Raw genomic sequence first — 24,020 nt, forward strand, 5'->3', positions numbered from 1 at the left:
TGTCCCGTGACTGTCCCTCCCTCCGTCGACGAACTGCTCGCCACCGCCGTCGGCGGCGTGCCCGGCGGCGCCCAGCGCCCCGGCCAGGTCGCCATGGCCCAGGCGGTGGCCAAGGCCGCCGAGTCCGGCGAGCACCTGCTCGTGCAGGCCGGCACCGGCACCGGCAAGTCCCTGGCCTACCTGGTGCCCGCCCTGCTCGCCGAGCCGCCCGTCGTGGTGTCCACGGCGACGCTGGCCCTGCAGCACCAGCTCGTCGAGCACGACCTGCCGCGCCTTGCGCGGACGGTGACCCCGGCGCTCGGGCGCACCCCCACGTTCGCCGTGCTCAAGGGCCGCCACCACTACGTCTGCCTGGCGAAGCTGGAGGCCGCCAACGAGGAGGAGCCCGACGGGCTGTTCGACCTCGACGACGGCGGGTTCGTCGCCGGCGGCAAGCCGAACGGGGCCGCGGCCCGGCCCGGTGGCGGCACCCGCTGGCTCGGCGAGGCCGGCCGCCTCGGCAAGCAGATCCAGCGGCTGCGCGACTGGGCCATGGAGACCGAGACCGGCGACCGCGACGAGCTCGACCCCGGCGTCGACGACACCGCGTGGCGGCTGGTGTCCACCCCGGCGCGCGAGTGCGTCGGCGCGGCCCGCTGCCCGTTCGGGGAGGACTGTTTCGCCGAGGCGTCCCGGGCCCGGGCCCGGGAGGTCGACGTGGTGGTCACCAACCACAGCCTGCTCGCCGTCGACATGCTCGCGGGGCGGCACATCATCCCCCAGCACGAGCTGCTCGTCATCGACGAGGCGCACGAGCTGGTCGACCGGGTCAGCTCCGCCAGCCAGGCCGAGATCAGCCCCGAGCTGGTCGAGCGCGCGGGCCGGCGGGTGCGCACGGTGCTCGACGCCGACGCGTACGAGCGGCTCACCGAGGCCGCCGACGCCGTCGCGGTCGGCCTGGTCGAGGCGCCGGTCGGCCGGGTCACCGGCGGCCTGCCGGCCGCGCTGCGCGACGGGCTGACGCTCGTCGACGCCGCCGCCCGCAAGGCCCACGACAGCGTCGGCGACATCAAGCAGGACGACCCCGACCCGGTCCGCAAGCAGCAGGCCCGCGCCTGGCTGGGCGAGCTGGCCACCACCGCGCAGCGGATGCTCGCCGAGGATCCCTCCGACGTCATCTGGGTCGAGCGCGACGACCGCCGCCGCAGCGCCGTGGTGGTCGCCCCGCTCAGCGTCGCGCACACGCTGGCCCTCAACCTCTACGAGGACCGCACGGTCATCGCCACGTCCGCGACGCTCGCGCTGGGCGGCGAGTTCGGCACGGTCGCCCGCGCGCTCGGCCTGACCGCGCCCGCCCCGGCACCCCGGCGGCCCACCGCGAGTCCGGCCGAAGCGGCCCGGGACGCGGTCGTCGGCGCCCGGGAGGCCGCCGCCAGCGGCGACACCGTGGTCGACCTGCCGTGGCGCAGCCTCGACGTGGGCTCCCCGTTCGACTACGCCAGGCAGGGCATCCTCTACGTCGCCGCGCACCTGCCGCGGCCCCAGCAGTCGGGGCTGGCCGAGCCGGCCGCGGCCGAGCTGGTGCGGCTCGTGCAGGCGCTCGGCGGGCGTACTCTCGGGCTCTTCTCCTCACGACGGGCCGCGACCCAGGCCGCGGAGGTCCTGCGCGCGCAGACCGACCTGGAGATCCTCGTCCAGGGCGAGGAGGCGCTGCCGCTGCTGGTCAAGCGGTTCCGGGCCGAGCCGACCACCTGCCTGCTGGGCGTCATGTCGCTGTGGCAGGGCGTCGACGTGCCCGGCGACGCATGCCAGCTGGTGGTCATCGACCGGCTGCCGTTCCCGCGGCCGGACGAGCCGCTGGCCGCCGCGCGCGCCGCGGCGGTCGACGCCGCGGGGCGGTCCGGGTTCGCGGAGATCAGCGTCCCGATCGCGGCGGTACGGCTGGCGCAGGGCGTGGGCCGCCTCATCCGCGCCGGCACCGACCGTGGCGTCGTGGCCGTGCTCGACTCACGCCTGGAGACCGCGCGCGGCTACGGCGCGTTCCTGCGCAGGACACTGCCGCCGTTCTGGTACACGACCAAGCCCGAGGTGGTCACCGGCGCCCTGACGCGGCTACGCACCACCCAGGGCTGAGGACGGGGGGACGGTCCTGGCCGCCGCGGCGGCCTCGTCCGCCGCCGTGGCCGCGTCGGCGGCCGCCTCACGGGCGCCACGGGCGGGCCCGTCCGGCGGCGGGCCGGAGGGGTCCGGCGGGTCCGGCGGCGCCTCCCCCGGACTCCGCCCGCGGTGGGCGACCAGGACCCGCACGGCCGTGTTGAGGACCGCGACCAGCGGCACCGCGACCAGCGCGCCGATGATGCCGGCGAGCACGCCGCCCATGGCGATCGCGAGGATGACCGCGAGCGGGTGGATCGAGACGGCCCGGCCCATGATGAGCGGCTGCAGGACGTGACCCTCGATCTGCTGCACGAGGATGACCGAGGCGAGCACCAGCAGCGCGGTGACCGGGCCGTTGGTGACCAGGGCGACGAGGCTCGCCACCGCGCCCGAGATCGTGGCACCGATGACCGGGATGAACGAGCCGAGGAACACCAGCGCGGCCAGCGGAAGGGCGAACTCCACCCGCAGGATCAGCAGGGCGGCCCCGATGCCGACCGCGTCGATGAACGCGACCAGGACGGTCGCGCGCACGTACGACTCCAGCGTGCGCCACGACTCGTCGGCCGCGTGGGCCATCGGCTCACGGGCGCGGGTCGGCAGGAGTCCGATGAGGAAGCTGGAGATGCCGCGGCCGTCGCGCATGAAGAAGAACGTCGAGAACAGCACCAGGAAGATGCCGGTGAGCACGTGGATCAGCGTGGTGGCGGTGGCCAGCGCGCCGCTGGTCAGCACGTCCTTGTTGCTGTTGAGCCACTTCTGCACCTCGTCGAAGAAGCTGTTGATCTGGTTGTCGGTCAGGTGCAGGAATCCGGTCCGCAACCAGGTCTGGATGCGGTTGATGGCCGTCGCGGTCTTGTCCGCCAGCGTCGGGAAGCCGTTGATGAACTGGGTGATGACCAGCGTGAGCACGCCGGCGACGGCCGCGATGCCGGTGACGAGCGCGATGGTCGTGGCCAGCGACTTCGGCACGCCGACCCGGCGCAACCAACCGACCATCGGCGAGAGCAGGGCCGACAGCAGCAGCGAGATGGCCAGCGGCACCACCACGAGCTGCAGCCGCATGATCAGAAAGAGTAGGACCGCCATGGCCAGCACGAGCACCAGGAAGCGCCAGGCCCACCCGGCGGCGATGCGCAGGCCGTGGGGCACCTCGCTGTCGTCGCGACCGACCAGGGCGATCGTCGTCTGGCCGCGCTCCTCCGCGCGGGCCTGGGCGAGCGCCGCCTCGCCGCGCGCGAGCACCGCCAGGTCCGCGGCCTCCCCGGCACGCGCGCTGGCCACCGTCTCGGCCCGGCGGGCCTCCATCGCCTGCCGTACGCTGGCCCGCCACTGCGCGAATCGGCCCACCCGCCACCTCCTGCGTTGTCCGGACACCGCCCGTATACGGTAGCGGCGTCGCGCTCGTCCGACGCGTTAGCGCCACCCCACGCGGCCCTGTCTTGCCCTCGGGGTAGCTTGACAAACGTGACCGACACGGATCTCGACACCGGCCTGCCGATCAGGCTCCTGCACGACCGCGTCCTGGTGCGCCAGGACGGCAGCGAGGGCGAACGCCGGTCGACGGCGGGCATCGTGATCCCGGCGACCGCCTCGGTGGGGCGCCGACTGTCCTGGGCGACGGCCGTCGGCGTCGGCCCGCACGTGCGGACGATCGTGACCGGCGACCGCGTCCTGTTCGACCCCGAGGACCGCGCCGAGGTGGAACTGCAGGGCAGGGACTTCATCCTGCTGCGCGAGCGCGACGTGCACGCCGTCGCGGCCCGCCGCGTCGAACAGGACGGGACCGGCCTCTACCTCTGAGCGAGGAAGGGCACTGGCACCACGGGCAGCGGCGGCGCCTCGACTGGGCGCGGCACCCCGTCCGGGAAGACCACGTGGTAGCGGTGCCCGTCCCAACGGGCCGGCGGCGTCATCGGGTCGCGCCGCGTGAAGACCTGCCGGTACGCCTCGATCGCGGCGAGCAGCGCGCGTTCCTCGGCGACCGCCTCGGCCACCTGGTGCGGTCGGTTGTCCAGCCCCCGGTCGAGCCCGTCGCGCAGCAGCGCCAACCGGGTGGCGGCGAACTGGTATCCCCGCATCGCGGTGGCGCCCGCGTCGCCGGACACGCGGCGGGCCCAGGCCCGCGCTGACAGCCGCCGGCCCAGCGTGCCGAGCGCGGTCACCTCGGGCGGCGAGAACCACCCGGCGGCCGCGTACGCGGGCAGCACCCGCTCGGTGAGCCGGCCCTCCCAGGACCGGACCCAGATCACCACCCCGGTCACCGTCAGGAAGATCGGCACGAACACCGAGAAGTACCCGTAGAGGGTGAAGTAGAGGCTGACGTCCTGGCCGAGCGTGGCCATGAGGTTCCAGGTGGCGTGCAGGGACATGGCCAGCAGCAGCCCCAGCAGCGGCGCCAGCACGCGCACCCGGCGGTCGGCGGACCGGGCGGCGATGCCCAGCCCGATGCCGGTCATCGAGGTGAACAGCGGGTGCCCGAAGCCGCTGAGCAGTACGCGGCCGATGAACATGGCCTCCACGGCGAGCGCCCCGCCGGCGAAGCCGCTCTGCTCGGCGCCCGGCGCGTAGCCGTAACCGCCCAGGTAGAGGATGTTCTCCACCATCGCGAACCCGGTCGCCGACAGGCCACAGAAGACGATCCCGTCGGTGACCCCGGAGAACCGCCGCCGCGCGAGGAGGAAGATGCCGATCGGGAACGCGGCCTTCATCGTCTCCTCGATGACGGGCGCGACCACGACACCGACGACGATGTCGGAGATGCCCCACCGCTCGAACAGCCACCCGGCCGTCGTGTTGACCACGAGCGCGACCCCGGTCGCGACGAACGCCCCCCACAGGAAGCAGAACAGCAGCAGCCGCACCGGTTCCGGGTCGTAGCGGTCCAGCCAGAGAAAACAACTCACGAGTACGGGCACCGGCAGCACCGCCGCCCCGACGCCGACCGCCAGCGCGACCGGCCCGATCCGGTTGCCCACGTAGCCGAGCAGCACGACGCCGCTGATCGCGATGACCGCGATGAGCAGGCCCAGCAGCAACCCGCGCCACCGGCCGGTCCGACGCACGGGCGGCGCCGCCGCGCCGAGGGCTGCCTGGTCCGCGGCGAGACCGGGCGGCGGCCCGGCGGTCAGGGCGGGCTCCGGCGGCAGCGACATGCCCGCCAGCCTAACTGGGCACGGGACGCCGGGGCAGGCGTGTGACCGGGGCCGCCCGGCGGATCAGTCCGTCGGCTTCCTTGTAGCCGACGCCGGCCGCCTGCAGCAGGTCGGTGGACGCGTTGCGGACGGTCGCCACGACCGCGTTCCCGGACAGGTCCAGCACCTGGACGTACGCCTCGCCGGCGTGCCGGACCGCGGTCAGGGCCCGTTCGCGGGTCTCCAGCGGCTCGACGCCGGCGGCCAGGTCCCGGCGCAGCGCGGTGACCCCCTCGGCGAGTTCGCGCACGGCCCCGACCAGCTCCGGCGGGGCGTACTCCCCGTCCTCGATGAGGTAGGCGACCCGGCGGGCCATGACCCGGGCGTTGCGCCACACCCGGTCGATGTGCACGGCCGCGTCGACGTACTGGCTGAGTTCGCCGCGCGAGCGCCACCGCACCGGGGCCAGCGTGACCGTCTCGCGGCCCACCGGCAGGATGTCGCGGAACTGCGCCTGCGTGGCCTCGCCGGCGCGCAGGTCGTCGAGCGCGTCCAGCGCCCAGGCCGACTGGCGCTGGCCGAGCGCCTCGTGCACGCGCATGAGGGCCCCGCTCAGCGTGCGCAGCGCCGGGTCGGCGGCCCGGGCGACGGCGCGCAGCGGGTTCAGCGGCAACAGGATGGTCACCACGGCGAGGCCCGCCAGGCCGCCGATGAGGGCGTCGAAGAACCGCGAGAAGTAGATTCCGGTCGACGGCGGGGCCAGCGTGGCGACCAGGACGGCCGACGACGCGGCCTGGCTGATCATCAGGGCGCCGCCGCCCAGGAAGACCACCGCGATGATCGCGAGGATCACGACGACGGCGATCTGGATCGGGCCCACCCCGATGAACAGGATCAGTACGTCGCCGAGGGCGATACCGACGGCCACCCCGAGGACCAGCTCCAGAGCCCGGCGGACCCGCTGGCCGACCAGCGTGCCGATGACGATGAGCGAGGAGATCGGCGCGAAGAACGGGCGGTAGTGGTGCAGCACGTCGGCCGCGAACCACCAGGCGAGGCCGGCGGCCAGTCCGCCCTGCACGGCGACGAGCAGGTTGGCCCGCGCCCGGCAGCGCCGGTCGTGGAACGTACGTCGGGACGTCTCGGCGAGCTGCGCGAGATCGGGCATGGCCCACGCTAACCACGTCCGGCCGGCCCGCTCGCCCGATTCGGCCCGATTGCCACCGGCCCGCTCCGCGTTACGCGGCCAGCAGGTCACCGTCCGCCGCGACCCGGGCCAGCACCTCGTCCGGGCCCAGCGGCGCGAGCCGGCCCGACTCCACCTCGGCCCAGCTCAGCGGCGCGGAGACGGTGGGGACGTCCCCGGCGCGCAGCGAGTACGCCGCGACGGTCGTCTTCGCGGCCGCGTTCTGGCTCCAGTCGAAGAAGACCTTTCCGGCGCGCAGGTTCCTGGCCATCCTCGAGACGACCAGCTCCGGCAGGGCGCGTTCGAGGTCCTCCGCGACAGTTTTCGCGTACTCGCTGATCTGGTCGGACGTGTCGCGGCCCGGCAGCCGGCAGACCAGCTGCATGCCCTTGCGGCCGGAGGTCTTCGGCGCCGCCGCCAGGCCGTCGAGCGCGAAGCGCTCGCGGGCGGCGACGGCGACCAGCGCACACTCGGCGAGCCCCACGCCCGGGCCGGGGTCGAGGTCGGCGACCAGCAGGTCGGGCGCGGCCGGCTTGCCGGCCCTCGACACCCGCCACTGCGGCGTGTGCAGCTCGATGGCCGCGAGGTTGGCCAGCCAGACGAGCGTGGCCACGTCCTCGACCACGACGTAGTCGATCGTCTCCCGCAGCCGGGTCGAGCCGGGCACGGGCAGCGTCACCGTGCGGACCCAGTCGGGCGTGCCGGCCGGCGCGTTCTTCTCGAAGAAGCCCTGCTCGGCGACGCCGTTCGGGTGACGGATGCGGGTGAGCGGCCGGCCGCGCAGGTACCGCAGGAGCACCGGGGCCACCCGCACGTAGTAGTCGATCATCTCGCCCTTGGTCCAACCGGTCCGCGGGTAGAGGACCTTGTCGAGGTTCGACAGCTCCAGCTCCCGGCCGTCCACGTGGACGAGCACGCGCTCACCCGGCATCGACGTCCCCCGTCCCGGCCGGCGCCTTGTCGGAGCGGATGCGGACGAACCTCGGGAAGCGCAGCCGGCGGTCGGGGGTGAGCTGCCCGTAGCGCACCTCGACGACCAGCTCCGGACGGACGAACGTGGCGCCCTTGGCGTCCTCGCGGGGCAGCGCGACGGCGAACGGCGACGCGTCGGCCACCAGCGGCGCGAGCCGCTCGGATAGAGTTTTCTGGGCCGCTCCGGAAATACCGCCGCCGACCCGGCCCCGGTAGTCGAGCCGGCCGTCCGGGCGGGCCACACCGACCAGCAGCGCGCCCAGCGGCCGCACGCCGGGCCGCCAGCCGCCGACCACGACATCCGTGGTGTGCTCGCGCTTGACCTTGATCCAGTCCGGGGAGCGCAGACCGGGGCGGTAGGTCGAGGTGAGCCGCTTCGCGACGACGCCCTCCAGCCCCAGGTCGCCGACGGCCTCCCAGGTCGCCGGGCCGTCGTCGAACCAGGGCGGGACGAGCCAGCGGTCGTACCCGTCCAGCGGCAGCGAGTCGAGCAGGTCGCGGCGGCGGGCGTAGCTGGCGCCCGTGAGGTCGGCGCCGTCCCAGCGGAGCGCGTCGAAGATCATGTAGGTGACCGGGAGGGCGGCGGCCAGCGCGGCCGCCTTCGACGTGTCCCGTACGTGCATCCGCTCGGCCAGGGCCGTGAAGCTGGGTCGGCCGTCGGCGCCGAGGGCGACGATCTCGCCGTCGAGCAGGGCGTCGCCGGTGCCCGCCTCGGCCACGACGGCGCCGAGGCCGCGCAGCTCCGGGTAGGCCGCGGTGATCTCCGTGCCGGAGCGGGCGTAGAGCGTCACGCGCCCGTCGACGCACCGGGCGAGCGCCCGCACCCCGTCCCACTTGAACTCGAACGCCCAGCCGGAACCTGTCGGCAGCGGACCCGCCGTGGCGAGCATGGGCGCCGGCACCGGTCCGGCCATCCCACCAGCGTAAATGATCATTATCGAACGGGTAGGAACCCTTGTCCTGGGTACTTGACGTGGGATGCTGGTAACTCGAGCCGGCAGCTCGCCGTGGTACGCGGTGGGGAGGGGGCACAATGCGGGCCATCTGGAAGGGTGCGGTCTCGTTCGGCCTGGTGTCGATCGCCGTGCGCCTGTACTCGGCGACCGAGGAGAAGGACATCCGCTTCCACCAGGTGCACCGCTCCGATGGCGGCCGTATCCGGTACAAGCGGGTCTGCGAGGCCGACGGCGAGGAGGTCGCCTACGACGAGATCGCCAAGGGGTACGACCTGGGCGGCGGCGAGATGGTCGTGCTCACCGACGACGACTTCAAGGACCTGCCGCTGAGCACGAGCCGCGCGATCGACGTGCTGGAGTTCGTGCCGTCCGACCAGATCGACCCCATGCTCTACGCCAAGGCGTACTACCTGGAGCCCGACAAGGTCGCCACGAAGCCGTACGTGCTGCTGCGCGAGGCGCTCGCCGAGGCCGACCGGGTGGCCATCGTCAAGGTGGCCCTGCGCCAGCGCGAACAGCTCGCCACCCTGCGCGTGCGCGACGACGTCCTGGTGCTCAACACGATGCTCTGGCCGGACGAGGTGCGCACGCCGGAGTTCGGGTTCCTCGACGAGGGCATCAAGGTGCGCCCGCAGGAGCTCGCCATGGCCACGTCGCTCATCGACTCGATGACCGCCGACTTCAGCCCCGACGACTACTCCGACGACTACCGCGAGGCCCTGCAGCAGGTCATCGAGGCCAAGGTGAGCGGCAAGGAGATCGTCGCCCCGGCGGCCACCGAGGAGGCGCCGAGCGGCGCCATCGACCTCATGGCGGCCCTGCGCGCCTCGGTCGACCGCGCCCGCGCCGCCCGCTCCGGCGAGGCGCCCGAGCACGAGCCGGTCGAGCCGACCCCGATCTCGTCCGCCCGCTCCGCGAAGGCGACGACGCCGGCCAGGAAGGCCGCGAAGGCCGCGCCGGAGAAGAAGTCCCCGGCGAAGAAGGCAACCACCGCCGCGGCGAAGAAGACCACGGCGAAGAAGGCCACGACCGCGAAGAAGACGACGACGGCCGAGAAGAAGACCGCCGCCAAGAAGGCGCCGGCGAAGGCCCGCCGCACCGCGTGACTAGCGCCAGGTCTCGCGGTAGTTGACGATGCGGCCCTCGCTCACCATGTAGATCGCCGTGCACTCGGCGGCCACGAAGCCGCCGCCCGCCGCGGGCATCGCGCTGGTGACCCAGGGGCCGACCTGCACGAGGCTGCCCGTGAAGTGGCAGGCGACCCGGTCGCCGTCCGCGCTGGCGAAGATCACATCGACGCCGTGGAGGTTGCGCTCGTTGAAGGCCGCCCAGAACAGCCAGGCGCGTTCCTGAAGGGACTCATCGGCCACGGTCTCCCGCAGCGCGGCCTCATCGCCGCCGAACAGCGCGTCAGCAACGTACCGCCGGACGAGCGCGCACGCCCGGTCGGTGCGTGATCCGCTGGTCACTTCCGTCATGGCGACCTCCTCAACCAGCCTTCACTCCTTTCATAGCAAACCACCCCACCCTACAGCGAACATGTCCTCAGCGCGCCGAAACAACCACCTGCACGTGACAGTCGGCCAGATGGTCGTCGACCATGCCGGTCGCCTGCATCAACGCGTACGCCGTGGTGGGGCCGACGAAGCGGAACCCGAGCTTGCGCAGGGCCTTGGCCATCGCCGTCGACTCGGCCGTGGTGGCCGGGACCTCGGCGAACGAGGTAGGGCGGCCGGCCGGGCGGGGCGGCGGCGCGAACGACCACAGCAGGGTGGCGAGCCCGTCGGGCAGATCGGCGGCCGCGCGCGCGTTGGCGATCGCCGCCTCGATCTTGGACCGGTTGCGCACGATGCCGGCGTCGGCGAGCAGCCGGGCGACGTCCGCCTCGCCGTAGGTGGCGACCTTGCCGATGACGAAGCCGTCGAACGCGGCGCGGAACGCCGGACGCTTGCGCAGGATCGTGATCCACGACAGCCCCGACTGGAACGCCTCGAGGGTCAGCCGCTCGAACAGGGCGTCGTCGGTCCGGACGGGTTGGCCCCACTCCTCGTCGTGGTAGGAGACGTAGTCGGGCGTGCTGGCGCCCCAGCGGCAGCGGGCGAGGCCGTCATCGCCGATGACAAGGTCGGACATGCTCCCAGGCTACGACCGCCGTGGGACAGTTCCACGGCTGTCCACAGGGCCCCGGTTGTCCACAGGCCCGGTCACGGCAGCGTGCCGGACTCCACCAGCTTCGCGAACCGGCTCAGCGCGTACCGCAGGCTCGCCTTGGAGCCGGGCCACAGCAGCGGCCGGGCCACCTGGCCGAGCAGCCCGGCCGGCAGGTGGAACCACTCGTGCATGACCACCTGCGTACGCCCGCCGGCCAGCGGTGTGCAGCGCATGACGCCCGGCCCGCGCAGCACCTTCCCGTAGTGCACGACCCGCACCTCGTACGGCGGGTCGAGCACGTCGACGCGCAGCTCGTCGCGGAGCACGGCCGGCCCGATCGCCGTGACCGCCTCGATGTGGCTGCCCACGCCGCCGTCGCCGCCGGTGAGGCGGACGCTGGTGAACGGCAGCCACTCGCCCTGCCGTTCCCACGTCACGAACGCCGCGAAGACCCGCTCCGCCGGGGCGGCCACGATGATCTGCGCGGTGACCTCGCCCATGCCGGGCGAGGCGGGATCAGCCACGCGCCGTCCGACCGACCGGCTCGGCGGTCTCTTCCTCGGCGGGCTCCTCCTTGGGCTCCCCGGTGGCCTCGGCCGCGGCGGCAGCCTCGGCCTCGGTCACCGCGGCGTCGGCCAGCTCGGTCTCGACCGGCTCGTCGTCCGTGTCCAGGTCGATCCCGTCGGCCGGCTCCCCGCCGGCGTCCGCCGGCACGGCGTAGCCCTTCTCGACGCTCGCCAGCGCGCTCTCGCGGGCCTTGCGCATCAGCTCGGCGTCCTCGGTGCGGCCCTCACGCAGCGCGGTGATCTCCGCCTCCAGGACCGCGATCATCTCGTCCTTGTACCCGATGTCGTAGGCCGCCCGGCGCAGCGCCTTGTCCACCTGGGCCATCCGGTAGCCCCGCAGCGCGGTGTCGAAGCGCACCTCGCTGAGGTCGGTCTCGACCAGCGGACGGCTCGCGGGCAGGGGCAACGCGTGATCGGCCTCGGCGGGGACGAGGCCGGGGTCATCGCCGGACAGCAGGGCGAGCACGCCGAAAATGAGCGCGCCGACCACGAGCGCGATGACAAGGACGAGGACCAGGGAACCCATAGATGCGATCGTGGCACGCTGGCGTCATGCAAGCTAGCCGCGCAGCACAAGAACCCCAAACTGGACAGGCCGATCTCCGCCTCGGGCGCCGCGTCTTCGCACCACACGAGCCCATTGTCATGGCGATCGTGAACCGTACCCCGGACTCCTTCTTCGACCAGGGTGCAACTTTCGCCGAGGACGCGGCCCTGCGGGCGGTGGACGCGGCCGTCGCGGCAGGCGCCGACATCGTGGACATCGGCGGGGTCAAGGCCGGCCCGGGGGCCGAGGTGGACGTCGCGGAGGAGCTGCGCCGCACCGTCTCGACCGTGGCCGCGGTGCGCCAGCGTCACCCTGACGTGATCATCTCGATCGACACCTGGCGGGCCGAGGTGGCCACCGAGGCGGTCGCGGCCGGCGCGGACCTGCTCAACGACACCTGGGCGGGCACGGACCCCCGGCTGGCCGAGGTGGCCGCCGCCACCGGGGCCGGCCTGGTCTGCTCGCACGCGGGCGGGCTGACGCCGCGGACCCGGCCGCACCGCGTCGGTTTCGAGGACATCGTGGGCGACGTGATCGGGACGGTCACCGCCCTGGCTGACAAGGCTCTGGCCGCCGGGGTACGCCGCGACGGCATCCTCATCGACCCCGCGCACGACTTCGGCAAGAACACCCGGCACTCGCTGGAGCTGACCCGCCGCCTCGACGCCATGGTCGCGACCGGCTGGCCGGTGCTCGTGGCCCTGTCGAACAAGGACTTCGTCGGCGAGACCCTGGACGTGCCGGTAGGGGAGCGGCTGTCCGGCACGCTCGCCGCCACCGCGGTCTCCGCGTGGCTGGGCGCCCGGGTGTTCCGGGCCCATCAGGTCCGCGAGACGCGCCAGGTGCTCGACATGGTCGCCGCGATCCGGGGGGAACGGCCACCCGCCGTGGCCCGTCGGGGCCTGGCGTAGGTCGGCTCGAAACTTACGGGGCGCGGGGTCAGTCGAAAGCGATGACCAACTCGACGACGTCCGCGCCGGCCCACCGCAGGAACAGGTTGCCGGTGCCGCCCGCGTCCCACTCGAACGACGCCCGCACGGCGTCGCCGCCGATCTCCTCCATCGAGGTCAGGGCCATGGTGTCCATCGGCGGCTGGGTCACGTACGCGTCCACGATGGCCGGCCGTCCCCGGAACGGCCCGACCGGCACCCCGTCGAAGCGCAGCACGGCGTCATCGGCGAAGCCCTTGCCGAACTGGGCGAAGTCGCCGGTGCGCACGGCCTCGTTGAACTGCTCGACGTGATGTTCGAGAAGGGTCCGTAGGTCTGGCTCAGCCATGGCCGGGAGGCTAGTCGACCCGCTCGATAACGTCGAGTGCACTATCCACCGTTGAGACAACGTGAAGCAGACTCATGGCTGATACGCCGACGAAACGTTGCCGGGCGACCTCGGAGAGCCAGGCCATCAGACCGGCATAAAAGCCGTCGACGTCCAGCAGGATGATCGGCTTGTCGTGCAGGCCGAGCGTGCCGAGCGTCCACACCTCGAACAGCTCGTCGAGCGTGCCGAGCCCGCCGGGCAGGACGAGGAACACGTCGGCCCGGTCGATCATCACGGTCTTACGGGCCGCCATGCCCTCCGTGACGACCAGGTCGTCGGCCTCGGTGTCCGCGACCTCCAGGTCGACCAGCGACTGCGGGATGATGCCGACCGTGTGGCCTCCGCCCGCACGGGCGGCCGTCGCCACCGCGCCCATCATCCCGACCCGGCCACCGCCCGAGACCAGGACGTGCTTGCGCGCCGCCAGTGCGGCACCGACGTCGGCCGCCAACCGGAGCCACCGCGGTTCCAGCACCGTCGACGACCCGCAGAACACGCACACCGCCGCCATTCAGGCCTCCCGCTGCCACGCGGCGGCGCTCTCCCGCGCCGCCTGCTGCGCCTGCGCCGCGGCCGCCTGGGCCGCGACCAGCGCGGCGTCGGCCGCGACGATGTGCCGCACGGCCTCGTCGACGTCGTCGGTGACGCACACGAGGTCCAGATCGTCCGGGCTGATCTTGCCCTCGGAGACCATCGTCTCCTGGATCCAGTCAAGCAACCCCCGCCAGTACGCCGCGCCGAGCAGCACGACCGGGAAGCGGGTGACCTTGCCCGTCTGCACCAGGGTCAGGGCCTCGAACAGCTCGTCCATCGTGCCGAAGCCGCCCGGCAGCACCACGAAGGCCTGGGCGTACTTGACGAACATCGTCTTGCGCACGAAGAAGTAGCGGAAGTCGATGCCCAGGTCCACCCAGTCGTTGAGGCCCTGCTCGAACGGCAGTTCGACGCCGAGGCCCACGGACAGCCCGCCGGCGTCGGCCGCGCCCCGGTTGGCCGCCGCCATCACGCCCGGCCCGCCGCCGGTGATCACCGCGTAGCCGGCGCGCGCGAGGGCGCCGCCGAGCGCCTCGGCGAGCTCACACTCGGGGCTGTCCGGCTTCGAGCGGGCCGAGCCGAACACGCTGACGGCCGGCGGCAGGTCGGCCAGCGAGTCGAACCCCTCCACGAACTCCGACAGGATCCGCAGTGCCCGCCAGGCGTCCTTCTGCTTCCAGTCGGCACGCCCCCGGGAGTCGAGAAGCCACTGGTCAGCGGTGGTCTCTTTCGTCGCGTCACGGCGCAGCGTGACGGGGCCACGGTGCCGCTCGGGACCGGCTGCGGGGCGCTGCTCGTCGTCCGCCCGGTTCCCGCCATTTGTAAAGGCCATGGCGTCACCGTAACGAAAGCGCAACGCTGTCTGGAATCGGGAACGATCTGCGACACCATGGCGTCATCCAAGGTGAGCTTGTCCCGACGTTCTCAGAAGGCAGGCGGTCAACAGACGATCCACACGGCACCGGGCAACACAAGGACCAGACCCGCCCCGACCGGGCGGGCCGGATGGGGGGAGGTCACGGATGACCCGTAACGAAATCGCCCGCAGGAGGCGCCAGATGCACCGGCGCATCCGCGAGCTCGTCGCGATCCGGCGAGCTGGCGTGTCGTACGCCGCGGCACTGGCCCAGGCCGCGCTGCCCGTCGCGACGGCTTCCACAGTGGAGTCCGCCCGTTCCGCACCGCAGGCCGCGCCGGCGGTCGCCGCCGCGCCCGTCGCGGTCGCCCGCCCGCTCGGCGGTCAGCGCCGCCGCCCGCACGCCCAGGTCGCACCCCCGGTCGAGGCCAAGCCGACGGCCGCCCGCCGCCGCCCCCGCGCGATGACCCCACCCCCGCCCGCCTGCCCCTGACCAGACGCCACCCCGCCCGACGTGGTGACGTCTGGCCCGCGAGGACGGGCGCCCCGCCAGAAGCGCCTTCTGGCGGGACAGCCCGCCCCTACCCATCACACATGCGCACAGTTGACGCCTCCACGGCCTCAGCGGCTCGCCGAATGTGAACATCCAGCGAGGCAAGCCCACGCCCAGCCCACCAAACGTGAGCTTTTTGGTGGGCCGCAACCCCTCGCCCACCAAAAGTGAGCACCTGGCGAAGCCAGGGCACACCGGGCTCGCCACATGTGCACAGTTGGCGGAGCGGCCCCCGCCCCGAACCGCCACATGCGCACATCTGGTGAGCCCGCGCCGTCGCAGCCCGCCACATGCTCACATCTGGCGCGCGGAGCCGCCCGGGCGCGGGTGGCCGGCCCGGTCAGGTCGTCGGCGCGGTGGTGAGCCAGCGGCGCAGCAGGTCCGCGCCCGTACGGATCTTGGGAATCTCGACGTGCTCGTCGCGCTTGTGAGCCAGGTTCGGGTCGCCGGGGCCGAAGTTGAGCGCCGGGATGCCCATCGCCGCGAAGCGGGACACGTCCGTCCACCCCAGCTTGCCGACCGGCGTCTCGCCGACCACGTCGAGGAAGCCGCGCGCGGCCGGCCGGTCCAGGCCGGGGAGGGCGCCGGGCGCCGAGTCGGTGACCTCCAGCTCGAACCCCGCGAACACCTCGCGCAGGTGCCCGAGCGCCGCCTCCTCCGAACGGTCGGGGGCGAAGCGGAAGTTCACCTCGATCTCGCACAGGTCCGGGATCACGTTGCTCGCGACACCGCCCGCGATCCGCACCGCGTTGAGGCCCTCCCGGTAGCCGCAGCCGTCGATGGTCACCTGCCGTGCCTGGTAGGCCGACAGTCGGCGCAGCACCTCGCCCGCGTCGTGGATCGCGTTGTGCCCGCGCCAGGACCGCGCCGCGTGCGCCCGCGTGCCGTGTGTACGCACGATCACCCGCATGGTGCCCTGACAGCCCGCCTCGACCAGACCGTGCGTCGGCTCCAGCAGGATCGCGAACGAACCCTCCAGCCAGTCGGGCTGCTGCTGGCTGACCTTGAACAGCCCGTTGCGCTCCGACTCGACCTCCTCACAGTCGTAGAAGAGGTACGTCACGTCGTACTCAGGAGAGGAAACGGTGCAGGCCAGGTGCAGCGCGATGGCCGAGCCGGACTTCATGTCGGACGTGCCGCAGCCGTACATGAGGTCGCCGGCGACCGTCGACGGGAAGTTGTCCGCGATCGGCACGGTGTCCAGGTGCCCGGCGAGGATCACCCGGCTGGGCCGGCCGAGGTCGGTGCGCGCGCACACCACGTTGCCCAGCCGGGACACGCTGAGCTGACCGGCGGCGAGCAGCGCCGCCTCGACCGCGTCGGTGATCTCCTGCTCGTTGCCGGAGACGGACTCGATATCGACCAGCGCGCGCGTCAACGCGACGGGGTCGGCGAGGATCTGCGGGGTCAGCGCGGCTGTCATGACCATGGACCCTACCCGCCCCGGCCCCGCGCGACCCGGTAGCGTAACCGCCGTGCAGCCCGAGAACATCATGGACAGCCCGGCGTGGGGCTACGGCCTCGCGACTGTCACGGCCGACGGCCAGGTGCTCGACACCTGGTTCCCGACCGGCTCCTTCGGCCTGGGTGAGCGCCCCGACGACCCCAACAAGCTCGAGGGCGCCGTCGAGGTGACCATCGGCTCGCTCGCCGACCCGCCGACGGACGCGTCCGACGTCTACCTGCGGCTGCACCTGCTCTCCGCGCGTTTCGTCAGGCCGCACAGCGTCAACCTCGACGGCATCTTCGGCCTGCTGACGAACGTCGCCTGGACGTCAGCCGGCCCGTGCCTGCCGGACGCCGTCTCCGACCTGCAGTTGGCCGAGCGCCGCGCGGGCCGCCGCCTCGTCGTGTACGGCATCGACAAGTTCCCGCGCATGGTCGACTACGTGGCCCCGGCCGGGGTCCGCATCGCCGACGCCGACCGGGTCCGCCTCGGCGCGCACCTCGCGGCCGGCACCACGGTCATGCACGAGGGCTTCGTGAACTTCAACGCCGGCACGCTCGGCACCTCCATGGTCGAGGGCCGGATCTCGGCCGGCGTCGTCGTCGGCGACGGCTCCGACGTGGGCGGCGGGTCGTCCATCATGGGCACCCTGTCCGGTGGCGGCAAGGAGCGCATCGTCATCGGCGAGCGCTGCCTCATCGGCGCGAACGCGGGCATCGGCATCTCGCTGGGCGACGACTGCGTCGTGGAGGCGGGCGTCTACATCACGGCCGGCTCGAAGCTCACCCTGCCCGACGGCCGGGTGGTCAAGGCCCGCGAGCTGTCCGGCGCGAACGGCCTGCTGTTCTGGCGCAACTCGGTGACCGGGGCCCTGGAGGCCCGCCCCCGCAAGGGCACCGGCATCGAGCTGAACGAGGCCCTGCACGCCAACCAGTAGGCGCCTCAGCGCACCGTCCGCACGGCCGGGCCGGTGCGCGCGATCTCAGTGAGCAGCGCCGCGCCGGCCGGGCCGGGCGCGACGGCCAGGATCAGGTCGACGCCGCGCAGATCGCACACCGGCACGGCAGCGCGGTGCCCCAGCACGTCGGCGGGCGCGAGCAGCACCCGCCGGCGCGCGTTGGCCAGCGACCGTCGCGTCACGTCCGCGACCGCGTGGTGCCCGGTGGTCACCCCGCCGTCCGGGTCCAGCCCTTCGCAGCCGAAGAAGGCCAGGTCGGCCGTCAGATAGCCGAAGGCGTGCCCGAGCAGCGGCTCCACGAACGCGCCCGATGACTCGTGCAGCGTCCCCCCGACCGCCACGACCCGTACGCCGGCGGCTCCGCGCAGCGCGGCCACGACCGCCAGGGCGTTCGTGCAGACGGTCACGGCCGCGTCATCACCCCAGGGAGTACGCCCGTGTGCCAGCGACTCGGCGACCGCCACCGCGCCCGGCGACGCGTCCAGGTGCACCACGTCCCCGGGGGTGACGAGCTGGGCCCCCGCCTCGCCGAGCGCGCGCAGGCCGTCGTCCGCGCCGCGCGGCGCCCCGCCGGACGGCGGCTCGATCGCGATGGCGTGGCCGCGCGCGCGGCGTACCCTCAACTGCCTTTGCAGTGAACGGAGGTCGGACCGGATCGTGACCGCGGACACCGCGAACGCGGCGCTGAGCTCCTCGACGGTGGCCGACCCGTGACCCGCCAGATACGCCACGATCCGCTCGTGCCGCTCCACGAGCGGCAACGCTTCACTCACGCCGTCAGGATACGGACGACAGGCGCGCCGCGACGGCCCCGATCCGCTCGTCGCTGGCGGTCAGCGCGAAGCGCATGTGCCGGACGCCGGCGGGGCCGTAGAAGGCGCCCGGGCTGGCCAGGATGCCGCGCCCGGCGAGCCAGTCCACAGTGGTCCAGCAGTCCTCGTCGCGGGTGGCCCACAGGTAGAGCCCGGCCGCCGAGTCCTCGATGCGCAGGCCGGCGCCGGTCAGCGCGGCGCGCAGCACCTCGCGGCGGGCGGCGTAGCGCTGCCGCTGCTCCTCCGCGTGCGCCTGGTCGCTCAGCGCGGCCACCATGGCGGCCTGCACCGGGGCGGGCATGAGCATGCCGAGGTGCCGGCGCACGGCCAGTAGCTCGGCCACGACGGCCGGATCGCCGGCGACGAACCCGGCCCGGTAGCCGGCGAGGTTGGAGCGTTTGGACAGCGAGTGCACGGCGATGACGCCGTCGAGCGCGTCGCCGCGCACGGCCGGGTCGAGGGCCGAGACCGGCGTGGGCCCACCGTCGTACGTGAGCTCCAGGTAGCACTCGTCGCTCGCGACGACGGCGCCGTGCGCGCGCGCCCACGCCACCACGGCGGCCAGCTCGGCCGCGGGCAGCACGCGCCCGTTGGGGTTGCCGGGCGAGTTGATCCAGATCAGGCCGACCGGGCCGTCGATCGCGTCCAGCTCGGCCGGGGAGCCGGCGCGGGCGACGGAGGCGCCCGCCATCCGGGCGCCCACCTCGTACGTCGGGTAGCACACCGAAGGGATCGCGACCGTGTCACCCGGGCCCAGGCCGAGCAGGATCGGCAGCCAACCGACCAGCTCCTTCGAGCCGATCGTGGGCAGCACGCCCACCCCGTCGCCGGCGCCGCAGCGGCGCGCCGCGTACTCCCCGATGGCCGCGCGCAGCGTCGGGGAGCCGGCGGCCAGCGGGTAGCCGGGGGCGTCCGACGCCGCGGCGAGCGCCTCACGGATGACCGTGGGCACCGGGTCGACGGGGGTGCCGATGGACAGGTCGATCAGGCCGCCGGGATGCGCCGCCGCCCGCTTCTTCGCCGGGGCCAGCAGGTCCCACGGAAAGTCGGGCAGGGCGGCGGAGCGGGCGGCCCGCGTCGCGGCCACGGGAAGTGTCAGTGCTCGCGCGGCGGCTGGGCGGCCACGAACGTGGCGTCCTTGTCGACCTTGCCGAGCTTCGAGGCGCCCCCGGGCGAGCCGAGGTCCTCGAAGAACTCGTAGTTGGCGCCCGTGTAGTCGCGCCACTGCTCCGGCACGTCGTCCTCGTAGAAGATCGCCTCGACCGGGCAGACCGGCTCGCACGCACCGCAGTCGACGCACTCGTCGGGGTGGATGTAGAGCATCCGGTTGCCCTCGTAGATGCAGTCGACCGGGCATTCCTCGATGCACGCCTTGTCCAGCACGTCGACGCACGGCTCGGCGATGATGTAGGTCACCGGTGTTCCTCTCCACAGCGACTTCCCGCCGCATGATTCTGCGGCCGTTCTCAGCCTAGTATCCGTCTGCGTGGCGGCGACATCGGGGAGGCACCGTTGATCTCATCCGCCGACCTGGGCAACCGGGTCGTCATCCGGCTCCGGCTGGGCGTGGGCGCGGCCGGCCGGCCGACGTTCACCGATCTCACCGGCGATCTGCTGGCCATCGACGGCGAGCGACTCGTGCTGCGCACGGAGGACGGCCGGTCGCACACGCACGAGTTGACCGAGGTGGCGGCGGCCAAGCCGATCCCGCCCCGCCCCACGAGGTACTCGGAGATCATCGCCGTCGAGCGGGCCGCGGCGACCACCTGGCCCGCGCCCGCCCAGGAACAGCTCGGCGACTGGCTGCTGCGGGCCGCGGACGGCTGGACCGCGCGGGGGAACTCGGCCCTCCCCCTCGGCGACCCGGGCATGCCGCTGACCGAGGCGGTGGACCGCGTCGAGGCGTGGTATTCAGCACACGGCGTGCGGCCCGCCATCTCCGTGCCGATGCCCGTCTGCCGCGCCGTGCAGGACGAACTGCTGGCCCGCGGCTGGGACCCGTGGCCGACGACGCTGGTGCAGACCGCGTCGCTGGACGCGCTGCTCGCCGCCGTGCCCACCCGGCCGGACCTGCCGAGCGTCGACCTCGCGGCAACGCCGTCGCCGACCTGGTTGGCGGCCGTGGCCGGCCGCAAGGGCACGCTGCCGGCCGCCGCGCACCACATCCTCACCGGGGCACCACAGGTCCGCTTCGCGGAGGTGTACGACGGCCGGACGCTCGCCGCGCTCGGCCGGGGCGCCCTCTCCGCGGACGGGGGGTGGCTCGTGCTGTCGCTCGTCGAGGTCGTCCCGACGCACCGGCGGCAAGGGCTGGCCCAGCAGGTCGCCCGCGCGCTCGCCGAGTGGGCGGTGGCGCAGGGCGCCCACCGCGCCGCCCTGCAGGTGCTCGCGGACAACGCCGGGGCGCTCGGCCTCTACGCCCGGCTGGGGTTCACCACCCACCACCCGTACGTAACGCTGACGGCGCCCGTCAGCTCTTGACGACGCGGCGCGGACGCGACCTGTAGTTCTCCGCGTAGCGCTTGAGACCACGGCTGCGCCAGTCGCGGCCCAGGGCCACCACGCCGAGGTAGCCGAGCAGGCCACCGACCGCCGTGATGCCGAGGAACAGCAGCACCTGGGCGACGAAGTTGCCCAGACCACCGGCGAACGGGCCGACGCCGCCGACCAGGGGCCCGATCAGCGCCGTGAGGAGCGCGCCCACGATGCCGGCGGCGCCGAGGTCGGCCACGACCCGACCCGCCGGGTGCCGGACCGTCCACCACGCGGCAGCCGCCACCATCACGACGGCGCTGGCGGCCACGGCGATGAGCCCCAGCTTGGTCTGCGCGTCCTCGTCGGCGATGTCGGCCAGCCGGGTCACCAGCCGCGCGGCGGCGTTGATGACGAACAGCGCGACGGTGAGCACGCCGATGGGCACCCAACGGTTCTTCATGGCCCGGGATGCTAGCCCCGGACCCACCGTCGCGTCGATGCCCGGACCGCCTTCTCTTGGCAATTTCCCAGCGCCCGCTCAGTCACAGACGAAGTGGGGCTCGGCGTCGTAGCGCCAGGAGAACTTCTCCCGCGCCACCTCCCTGCCGTCGGACTTCATGACCCGCCACGCGTCCTGCGCGAAGCCGATGCCGCCCACGGCCGGCACGCACCCGGCGTCCTTGAGGTGCACCGTTTTGGCCTGCGTCACGTCGCGACGTGGGCCCCATTCGGTCGTCACGCTGTCGTAGACCTTGGTGCTCCACATCGTGACGGTCACCGAGTCGCTGGTCGTGGACGTGTCGATGAGTACGCCGTACGGGGTGTTGTTGCGGAACTTCATGTCCAGCGTCGGGTAGTAGATCGTCGACTCGATCACCGACGGGTACCGCGAGATGTAGTAGCTGTGCGGCTTGTGGAAGACGTCCTCCAGGCCGGCGTAGTACGACGCGTTGAACAGGGTCGTGGTGAACTGCGAGATGCCGCCGCCGACCGCCTTGACCAGCTTCCCGTCGAGGATGACGGGCGCGTCGATGTAGCCCTGGGCGTACGAGCGCTCGCCGGTGTAGCCGTTGAGCGAGAACGTCTCGCCTGGCTTCACGACCGCGCCGTCGACCTCCTTGGCCACCTGGATGATGTTGCGGTTGCGGTCCTCGCCGCCGGAGAAGTGCGTGGTGAAGGTGGAGACCTGCTCCTTGATGCCCAACGCCGCCAGGTCGGACTCCGTCGTCTTCGCCGCGACGGCCTCGACGGCGGCGGCCACGCTGCGCCCGCTCTCCTGGCCCAGGATCGTCAGCAGGTCCTTGGCGAGCTGCTCGGTGTCGACCAGCTCGCCGCCCTGGCTCGCCATGATCTTCACGGTGCCGTCGGCGAGGCGCACCGACGCGTCCTGCGGCTGGATCTCGACGCCGGCCAGCTCGTCGGCCAGCGCCGCGCGCAGCTTCGGCTCGGAGACCTTCGGCGTGATCAGGCCGTACTTGTCGGACTTCAGGACGAGGCTCTTGGCGATCGCCTGGCGGCTGACCGTGAACGAGCCACGGTCGGTGTTCACGGTCACCGGCGCGGCGACGGCCGGCTCGGCCACCTCAGCGAGGAGGTGGTCCACGTCGGCGGCCGAGGTCTTCGGGGTGATCACGGTGAGCGGCATGACGATCTCGGCCTGACGCAGCCAGCCGGAGGTGACGGCCGCGGCCGCGGCGTCCTGGGTCACGCCCTCGCCCGCCACGGGGTACGTGGCCTTCGGGGTGAGGCCCGAGAAGGTGATCTTCGGCAGGGTCATCGCGTGGCCGGCCTTCGTCGCGGTGGGGGCCACCGCGTCGGCCAGCTTCTCCGCGTCGACGCTCACCACGGGTGCCACGTCGCGACCGAAGATCAGCTTGATCGGGTTCGGGGCCGAGTCCGCCGCCCGGGCGACGGTCGCCTCGACGTCGAGGGTGAGGCCGACGCGCTGCGGGTCGACGGTGGTGGTCTGGTCGCCGATGCGTACGGTGAGCGGGCTCTGCACCCGGTCACCCAGCCCGTTGACCAGTTCCCGGGTCGCGTCCTTCTCGCTCCGGCCGCCGATGTCGATGCCGAGTACGCGCGTGTGCATGGGCACCTGGTCCTTGGCGTCCAGCGCGGTCAGCGCGCCACCGACGACCGCCAGCCCGGCGAGGGCCGCGACGCCGGCGAAGGCGGGTCTGGGCAGGCCGAGGATCCGGCGGCCGCCGCCGGCGGGGGTGTGTGCGCCCCGGGGCCGGACGGCGGGGATCTCGGCGGTCGGCCGCTCGGCGCCGTCGACGGCGGGGATCAGCCGGGTCGGCTCTTCAACGGCCCGCATCATCACGGTGGGCTGGTCATCGGCCGGAATCGGGACGGTCGGCTGGTCCGCATCGGTGGGGAGGTCGCGGTGGGACGTCGGCTCAGTCACGACGGACATGCACCAATCTGCCGGGGTCATGAACTCCTACGAGGGTATGCGGCAATTCTGCGGATACCTGGGTGCGCGCCCCCAGATGCGACATGCCTAATACCAAAACCCGTCGAGACAGCCCCAAAACACACACAAACCACGCACACCGCACAGACGCCGGATGCCCGTCCCACGCACTTGATCAAGTGCCATCGCCGGCCCGAGTAGTAACGTTTGGCCAATTTCGTGTGGTCATCGCGCGATGAGTTCCGCACGTTACTGGCCATACGTCGGCGGGTCCCGCGATACGGGCCACCGCCGCCGGCCTGCCATCCAAGATCCGGTGGTGCACGGTGTGGGAGTCACCGGGTTATGGCGCCTCAGGTCCGGAATGGGTCCGCATTCCAGCGCTATGGCGCCGGACTGAGGCCGAGCCGGGGGCGCGCTACGCGCGGCGGGGTGGGATGAGGACGCGGTAGCAGATGGCCGCGACCACGATCGGGCCGAGGAACAGGTAGAGAACGGCGACCCACTGCTGGGAGAGCACCAGGTCGCCCTCCGTACGCCGGTTGGCGAACGGGAACGTGGTCACCACCCAGGCCACCCCGGCCAGGATGACCGGCAGCCCGCGGCCCGTGACGTAGCGGGCGAACAGCATGATCCCCACCGGCGCCACGATCGCCACCGCCAGCGCGACCGGGATCAGGACTCCGCCGATCCGGAACGGCGTGAGGAACGCGCCGAACGTCGCCATCAGCACCGACGCGGAGACGGCCACGATCGTGCCGACGACCCGCACCGTCATGAGCAGCCACCGGGACGGCGGCAGCATCTCCCCCGGTTCGGAACCCTCGCCCGGAGCCTGGCCCACGGCCGGGTCGGCCGGCTTGGACCTGTCGGCCGGCTTGGGATCGCCGGCCGGTGCCGCGACCTTCCCGGCCCGCACCGCCCCGCCCGCCGTCGCCGCACCCGCCTTCGCGGCATCGTCGACCGCCGCGCCCCCGGCGGCCGTGCCGCCATCTTTCGCC

Annotated in this window: 26 protein-coding genes; 7 read left to right on the plus strand and 19 right to left on the minus strand. The window is 73.0% G+C overall.

Features of this window, described 5'->3' with window-relative positions:
• Positions 1 to 93: 93 nt before the first annotated feature.
• Positions 94 to 2,112, plus strand: a complete 2,019-nt coding sequence (locus ABD211_RS18935) for an ATP-dependent DNA helicase (RefSeq protein WP_344133432.1) — start codon at positions 94 to 96, stop codon at positions 2,110 to 2,112.
• Here ABD211_RS18935 and ABD211_RS18940 read toward each other — a convergent pair.
• Positions 2,092 to 3,486 (minus strand): AI-2E family transporter, encoded by a 1,395-nt coding sequence (locus ABD211_RS18940; protein ID WP_344133351.1) that lies wholly within the window; start codon positions 3,484 to 3,486, stop codon positions 2,092 to 2,094. The two genes, ABD211_RS18935 and ABD211_RS18940, sit on opposite strands and share 21 nt — an antisense overlap.
• Positions 3,487 to 3,594: 108 nt before the next feature.
• Here ABD211_RS18940 and ABD211_RS18945 point away from each other — a divergent pair, with 108 nt between their 5' ends.
• Positions 3,595 to 3,939, plus strand: a complete 345-nt coding sequence (locus ABD211_RS18945; protein WP_344133354.1) for a GroES family chaperonin — start codon at positions 3,595 to 3,597, stop codon at positions 3,937 to 3,939.
• Here ABD211_RS18945 and ABD211_RS18950 read toward each other — a convergent pair.
• The 4 genes from ABD211_RS18950 to ligD (ABD211_RS18965) all read right to left on the minus strand — a co-directional run bounded on the left by ABD211_RS18950 (position 3,930) and on the right by ligD (ABD211_RS18965) (position 8,342).
• Positions 3,930 to 5,291: a PrsW family intramembrane metalloprotease gene (locus ABD211_RS18950; protein WP_344133357.1), complete on the minus strand. Its 1,362-nt coding sequence runs from the start codon at positions 5,289 to 5,291 to the stop codon at positions 3,930 to 3,932. The genes ABD211_RS18945 and ABD211_RS18950 overlap by 10 nt on opposite strands.
• 10 nt (positions 5,292 to 5,301) lie before the next feature.
• A complete protein-coding gene (locus tag ABD211_RS18955) occupies positions 5,302 to 6,438 on the minus strand; it encodes an FUSC family protein (RefSeq protein ID WP_344133360.1) in 1,137 nt (378 codons plus the stop codon).
• 70 nt (positions 6,439 to 6,508) lie between these two features.
• Complete coding sequence (gene ligD, locus ABD211_RS18960; protein ID WP_344133363.1) at positions 6,509 to 7,387, minus strand: non-homologous end-joining DNA ligase; 879 nt, start codon at positions 7,385 to 7,387, stop codon at positions 6,509 to 6,511.
• Positions 7,377 to 8,342, minus strand: coding sequence for a non-homologous end-joining DNA ligase (gene ligD / locus ABD211_RS18965; protein WP_344133366.1), 966 nt, complete (start codon positions 8,340 to 8,342; stop codon positions 7,377 to 7,379). Before ligD (ABD211_RS18965) ends, ligD (ABD211_RS18960) begins: the two co-directional genes overlap by 11 nt.
• A gap of 119 nt (positions 8,343 to 8,461) precedes the next feature.
• Here ligD (ABD211_RS18965) and ku point away from each other — a divergent pair, with 119 nt between their 5' ends.
• The gene (gene ku / locus ABD211_RS18970; RefSeq protein WP_344133369.1) at positions 8,462 to 9,490 is read left to right on the plus strand and encodes a non-homologous end joining protein Ku; all 1,029 of its coding nucleotides are present in this window, start codon (positions 8,462 to 8,464) and stop codon (positions 9,488 to 9,490) included.
• Here the strand turns inward: ku and ABD211_RS18975 are convergent, their stop codons facing one another.
• The 4 genes from ABD211_RS18975 to ABD211_RS18990 all read right to left on the minus strand — a co-directional run bounded on the left by ABD211_RS18975 (position 9,491) and on the right by ABD211_RS18990 (position 11,627).
• Positions 9,491 to 9,862: a hypothetical protein gene (locus ABD211_RS18975; RefSeq protein WP_344133372.1), complete on the minus strand. Its 372-nt coding sequence runs from the start codon at positions 9,860 to 9,862 to the stop codon at positions 9,491 to 9,493.
• Positions 9,863 to 9,929: 67 nt separating this feature from the next.
• The gene (locus tag ABD211_RS18980; RefSeq protein WP_344133375.1) at positions 9,930 to 10,517 is read right to left on the minus strand and encodes a DNA-3-methyladenine glycosylase I; all 588 of its coding nucleotides are present in this window, start codon (positions 10,515 to 10,517) and stop codon (positions 9,930 to 9,932) included.
• A 71-nt stretch (positions 10,518 to 10,588) separates the two neighbouring features.
• Entirely contained in the window at positions 10,589 to 11,035 is a 447-nt protein-coding gene (locus ABD211_RS18985; RefSeq protein ID WP_344133434.1) for an SRPBCC family protein, read from the minus strand.
• Positions 11,036 to 11,051: 16 nt separating this feature from the next.
• A complete protein-coding gene (locus tag ABD211_RS18990) occupies positions 11,052 to 11,627 on the minus strand; it encodes a DivIVA domain-containing protein (protein ID WP_344133378.1) in 576 nt (191 codons plus the stop codon).
• Positions 11,628 to 11,653: 26 nt separating this feature from the next.
• On the opposite strand from ABD211_RS18990, the gene folP reads away from it, so the two are divergent.
• Positions 11,654 to 12,559, plus strand: coding sequence for a dihydropteroate synthase (gene folP, locus ABD211_RS18995; RefSeq protein ID WP_344133381.1), 906 nt, complete (start codon positions 11,654 to 11,656; stop codon positions 12,557 to 12,559).
• A gap of 28 nt (positions 12,560 to 12,587) precedes the next feature.
• Here the strand turns inward: folP and ABD211_RS19000 are convergent, their stop codons facing one another.
• Genes ABD211_RS19000 through ABD211_RS19010 form a run of 3 tightly spaced genes read right to left on the minus strand, consistent with a single transcriptional unit; the run spans position 12,588 to position 14,334 of the window.
• Positions 12,588 to 12,926, minus strand: a complete 339-nt coding sequence (locus tag ABD211_RS19000; RefSeq protein WP_344133384.1) for a nuclear transport factor 2 family protein — start codon at positions 12,924 to 12,926, stop codon at positions 12,588 to 12,590.
• 10 nt (positions 12,927 to 12,936) lie between these two features.
• On the minus strand, positions 12,937 to 13,479 hold the full coding sequence (locus tag ABD211_RS19005; RefSeq protein WP_344133387.1) for an LOG family protein: 543 nt from the start codon (positions 13,477 to 13,479) through the stop codon (positions 12,937 to 12,939).
• Entirely contained in the window at positions 13,480 to 14,334 is an 855-nt protein-coding gene (locus tag ABD211_RS19010; RefSeq protein WP_344133390.1) for an LOG family protein, read from the minus strand.
• 190 nt (positions 14,335 to 14,524) lie between these two features.
• Between ABD211_RS19010 and ABD211_RS19015 the strand changes: the two genes are divergently transcribed.
• On the plus strand, positions 14,525 to 14,851 hold the full coding sequence (locus ABD211_RS19015) for a hypothetical protein (RefSeq protein ID WP_344133393.1): 327 nt from the start codon (positions 14,525 to 14,527) through the stop codon (positions 14,849 to 14,851).
• A gap of 400 nt (positions 14,852 to 15,251) precedes the next feature.
• Here ABD211_RS19015 and dapE read toward each other — a convergent pair whose 3' ends face one another.
• Positions 15,252 to 16,334 (minus strand): succinyl-diaminopimelate desuccinylase, encoded by a 1,083-nt coding sequence (gene dapE, locus ABD211_RS19020; protein ID WP_344133396.1) that lies wholly within the window; start codon positions 16,332 to 16,334, stop codon positions 15,252 to 15,254.
• Positions 16,335 to 16,404: 70 nt separating this feature from the next.
• Here dapE and dapD point away from each other — a divergent pair, with 70 nt between their 5' ends.
• Positions 16,405 to 17,295: a 2,3,4,5-tetrahydropyridine-2,6-dicarboxylate N-succinyltransferase gene (gene dapD, locus ABD211_RS19025; protein WP_344133437.1), complete on the plus strand. Its 891-nt coding sequence runs from the start codon at positions 16,405 to 16,407 to the stop codon at positions 17,293 to 17,295.
• A 5-nt stretch (positions 17,296 to 17,300) separates the two neighbouring features.
• Here the strand turns inward: dapD and ABD211_RS19030 are convergent, their stop codons facing one another.
• Genes ABD211_RS19030 through fdxA form a run of 3 tightly spaced genes read right to left on the minus strand, consistent with a single transcriptional unit; the run spans position 17,301 to position 19,544 of the window.
• On the minus strand, positions 17,301 to 18,089 hold the full coding sequence (locus ABD211_RS19030) for a DeoR/GlpR family DNA-binding transcription regulator (protein WP_344133399.1): 789 nt from the start codon (positions 18,087 to 18,089) through the stop codon (positions 17,301 to 17,303).
• Between the two features lie 4 nt (positions 18,090 to 18,093).
• Positions 18,094 to 19,215 (minus strand): succinyldiaminopimelate transaminase, encoded by a 1,122-nt coding sequence (gene dapC / locus ABD211_RS19035; protein WP_344133402.1) that lies wholly within the window; start codon positions 19,213 to 19,215, stop codon positions 18,094 to 18,096.
• Between the two features lie 8 nt (positions 19,216 to 19,223).
• Positions 19,224 to 19,544, minus strand: a complete 321-nt coding sequence (gene fdxA / locus ABD211_RS19040; protein WP_344133406.1) for a ferredoxin — start codon at positions 19,542 to 19,544, stop codon at positions 19,224 to 19,226.
• A gap of 96 nt (positions 19,545 to 19,640) precedes the next feature.
• Here fdxA and ABD211_RS19045 point away from each other — a divergent pair, with 96 nt between their 5' ends.
• On the plus strand, positions 19,641 to 20,609 hold the full coding sequence (locus ABD211_RS19045) for a GNAT family N-acetyltransferase (RefSeq protein WP_344133409.1): 969 nt from the start codon (positions 19,641 to 19,643) through the stop codon (positions 20,607 to 20,609).
• Here ABD211_RS19045 and ABD211_RS19050 read toward each other — a convergent pair.
• From ABD211_RS19050 to ABD211_RS19060, 3 genes are all read right to left on the minus strand, one after another.
• Complete coding sequence (locus ABD211_RS19050; RefSeq protein WP_344133412.1) at positions 20,599 to 21,063, minus strand: hypothetical protein; 465 nt, start codon at positions 21,061 to 21,063, stop codon at positions 20,599 to 20,601. The two genes, ABD211_RS19045 and ABD211_RS19050, sit on opposite strands and share 11 nt — an antisense overlap.
• Before the next feature lie 78 nt (positions 21,064 to 21,141).
• The gene (locus ABD211_RS19055) at positions 21,142 to 22,923 is read right to left on the minus strand and encodes a VanW family protein (protein WP_344133440.1); all 1,782 of its coding nucleotides are present in this window, start codon (positions 22,921 to 22,923) and stop codon (positions 21,142 to 21,144) included.
• 514 nt (positions 22,924 to 23,437) lie between these two features.
• Positions 23,438 to 24,020, minus strand: a 583-nt coding sequence (locus ABD211_RS19060; protein WP_344133415.1) for a DUF6113 family protein, incomplete at its 5' end; no start/stop codon positions are given.

It is taken from the genome of Luedemannella flava (assembly GCF_039528515.1).
Lineage (GTDB): Bacteria > Actinomycetota > Actinomycetes > Mycobacteriales > Micromonosporaceae > Luedemannella > Luedemannella flava.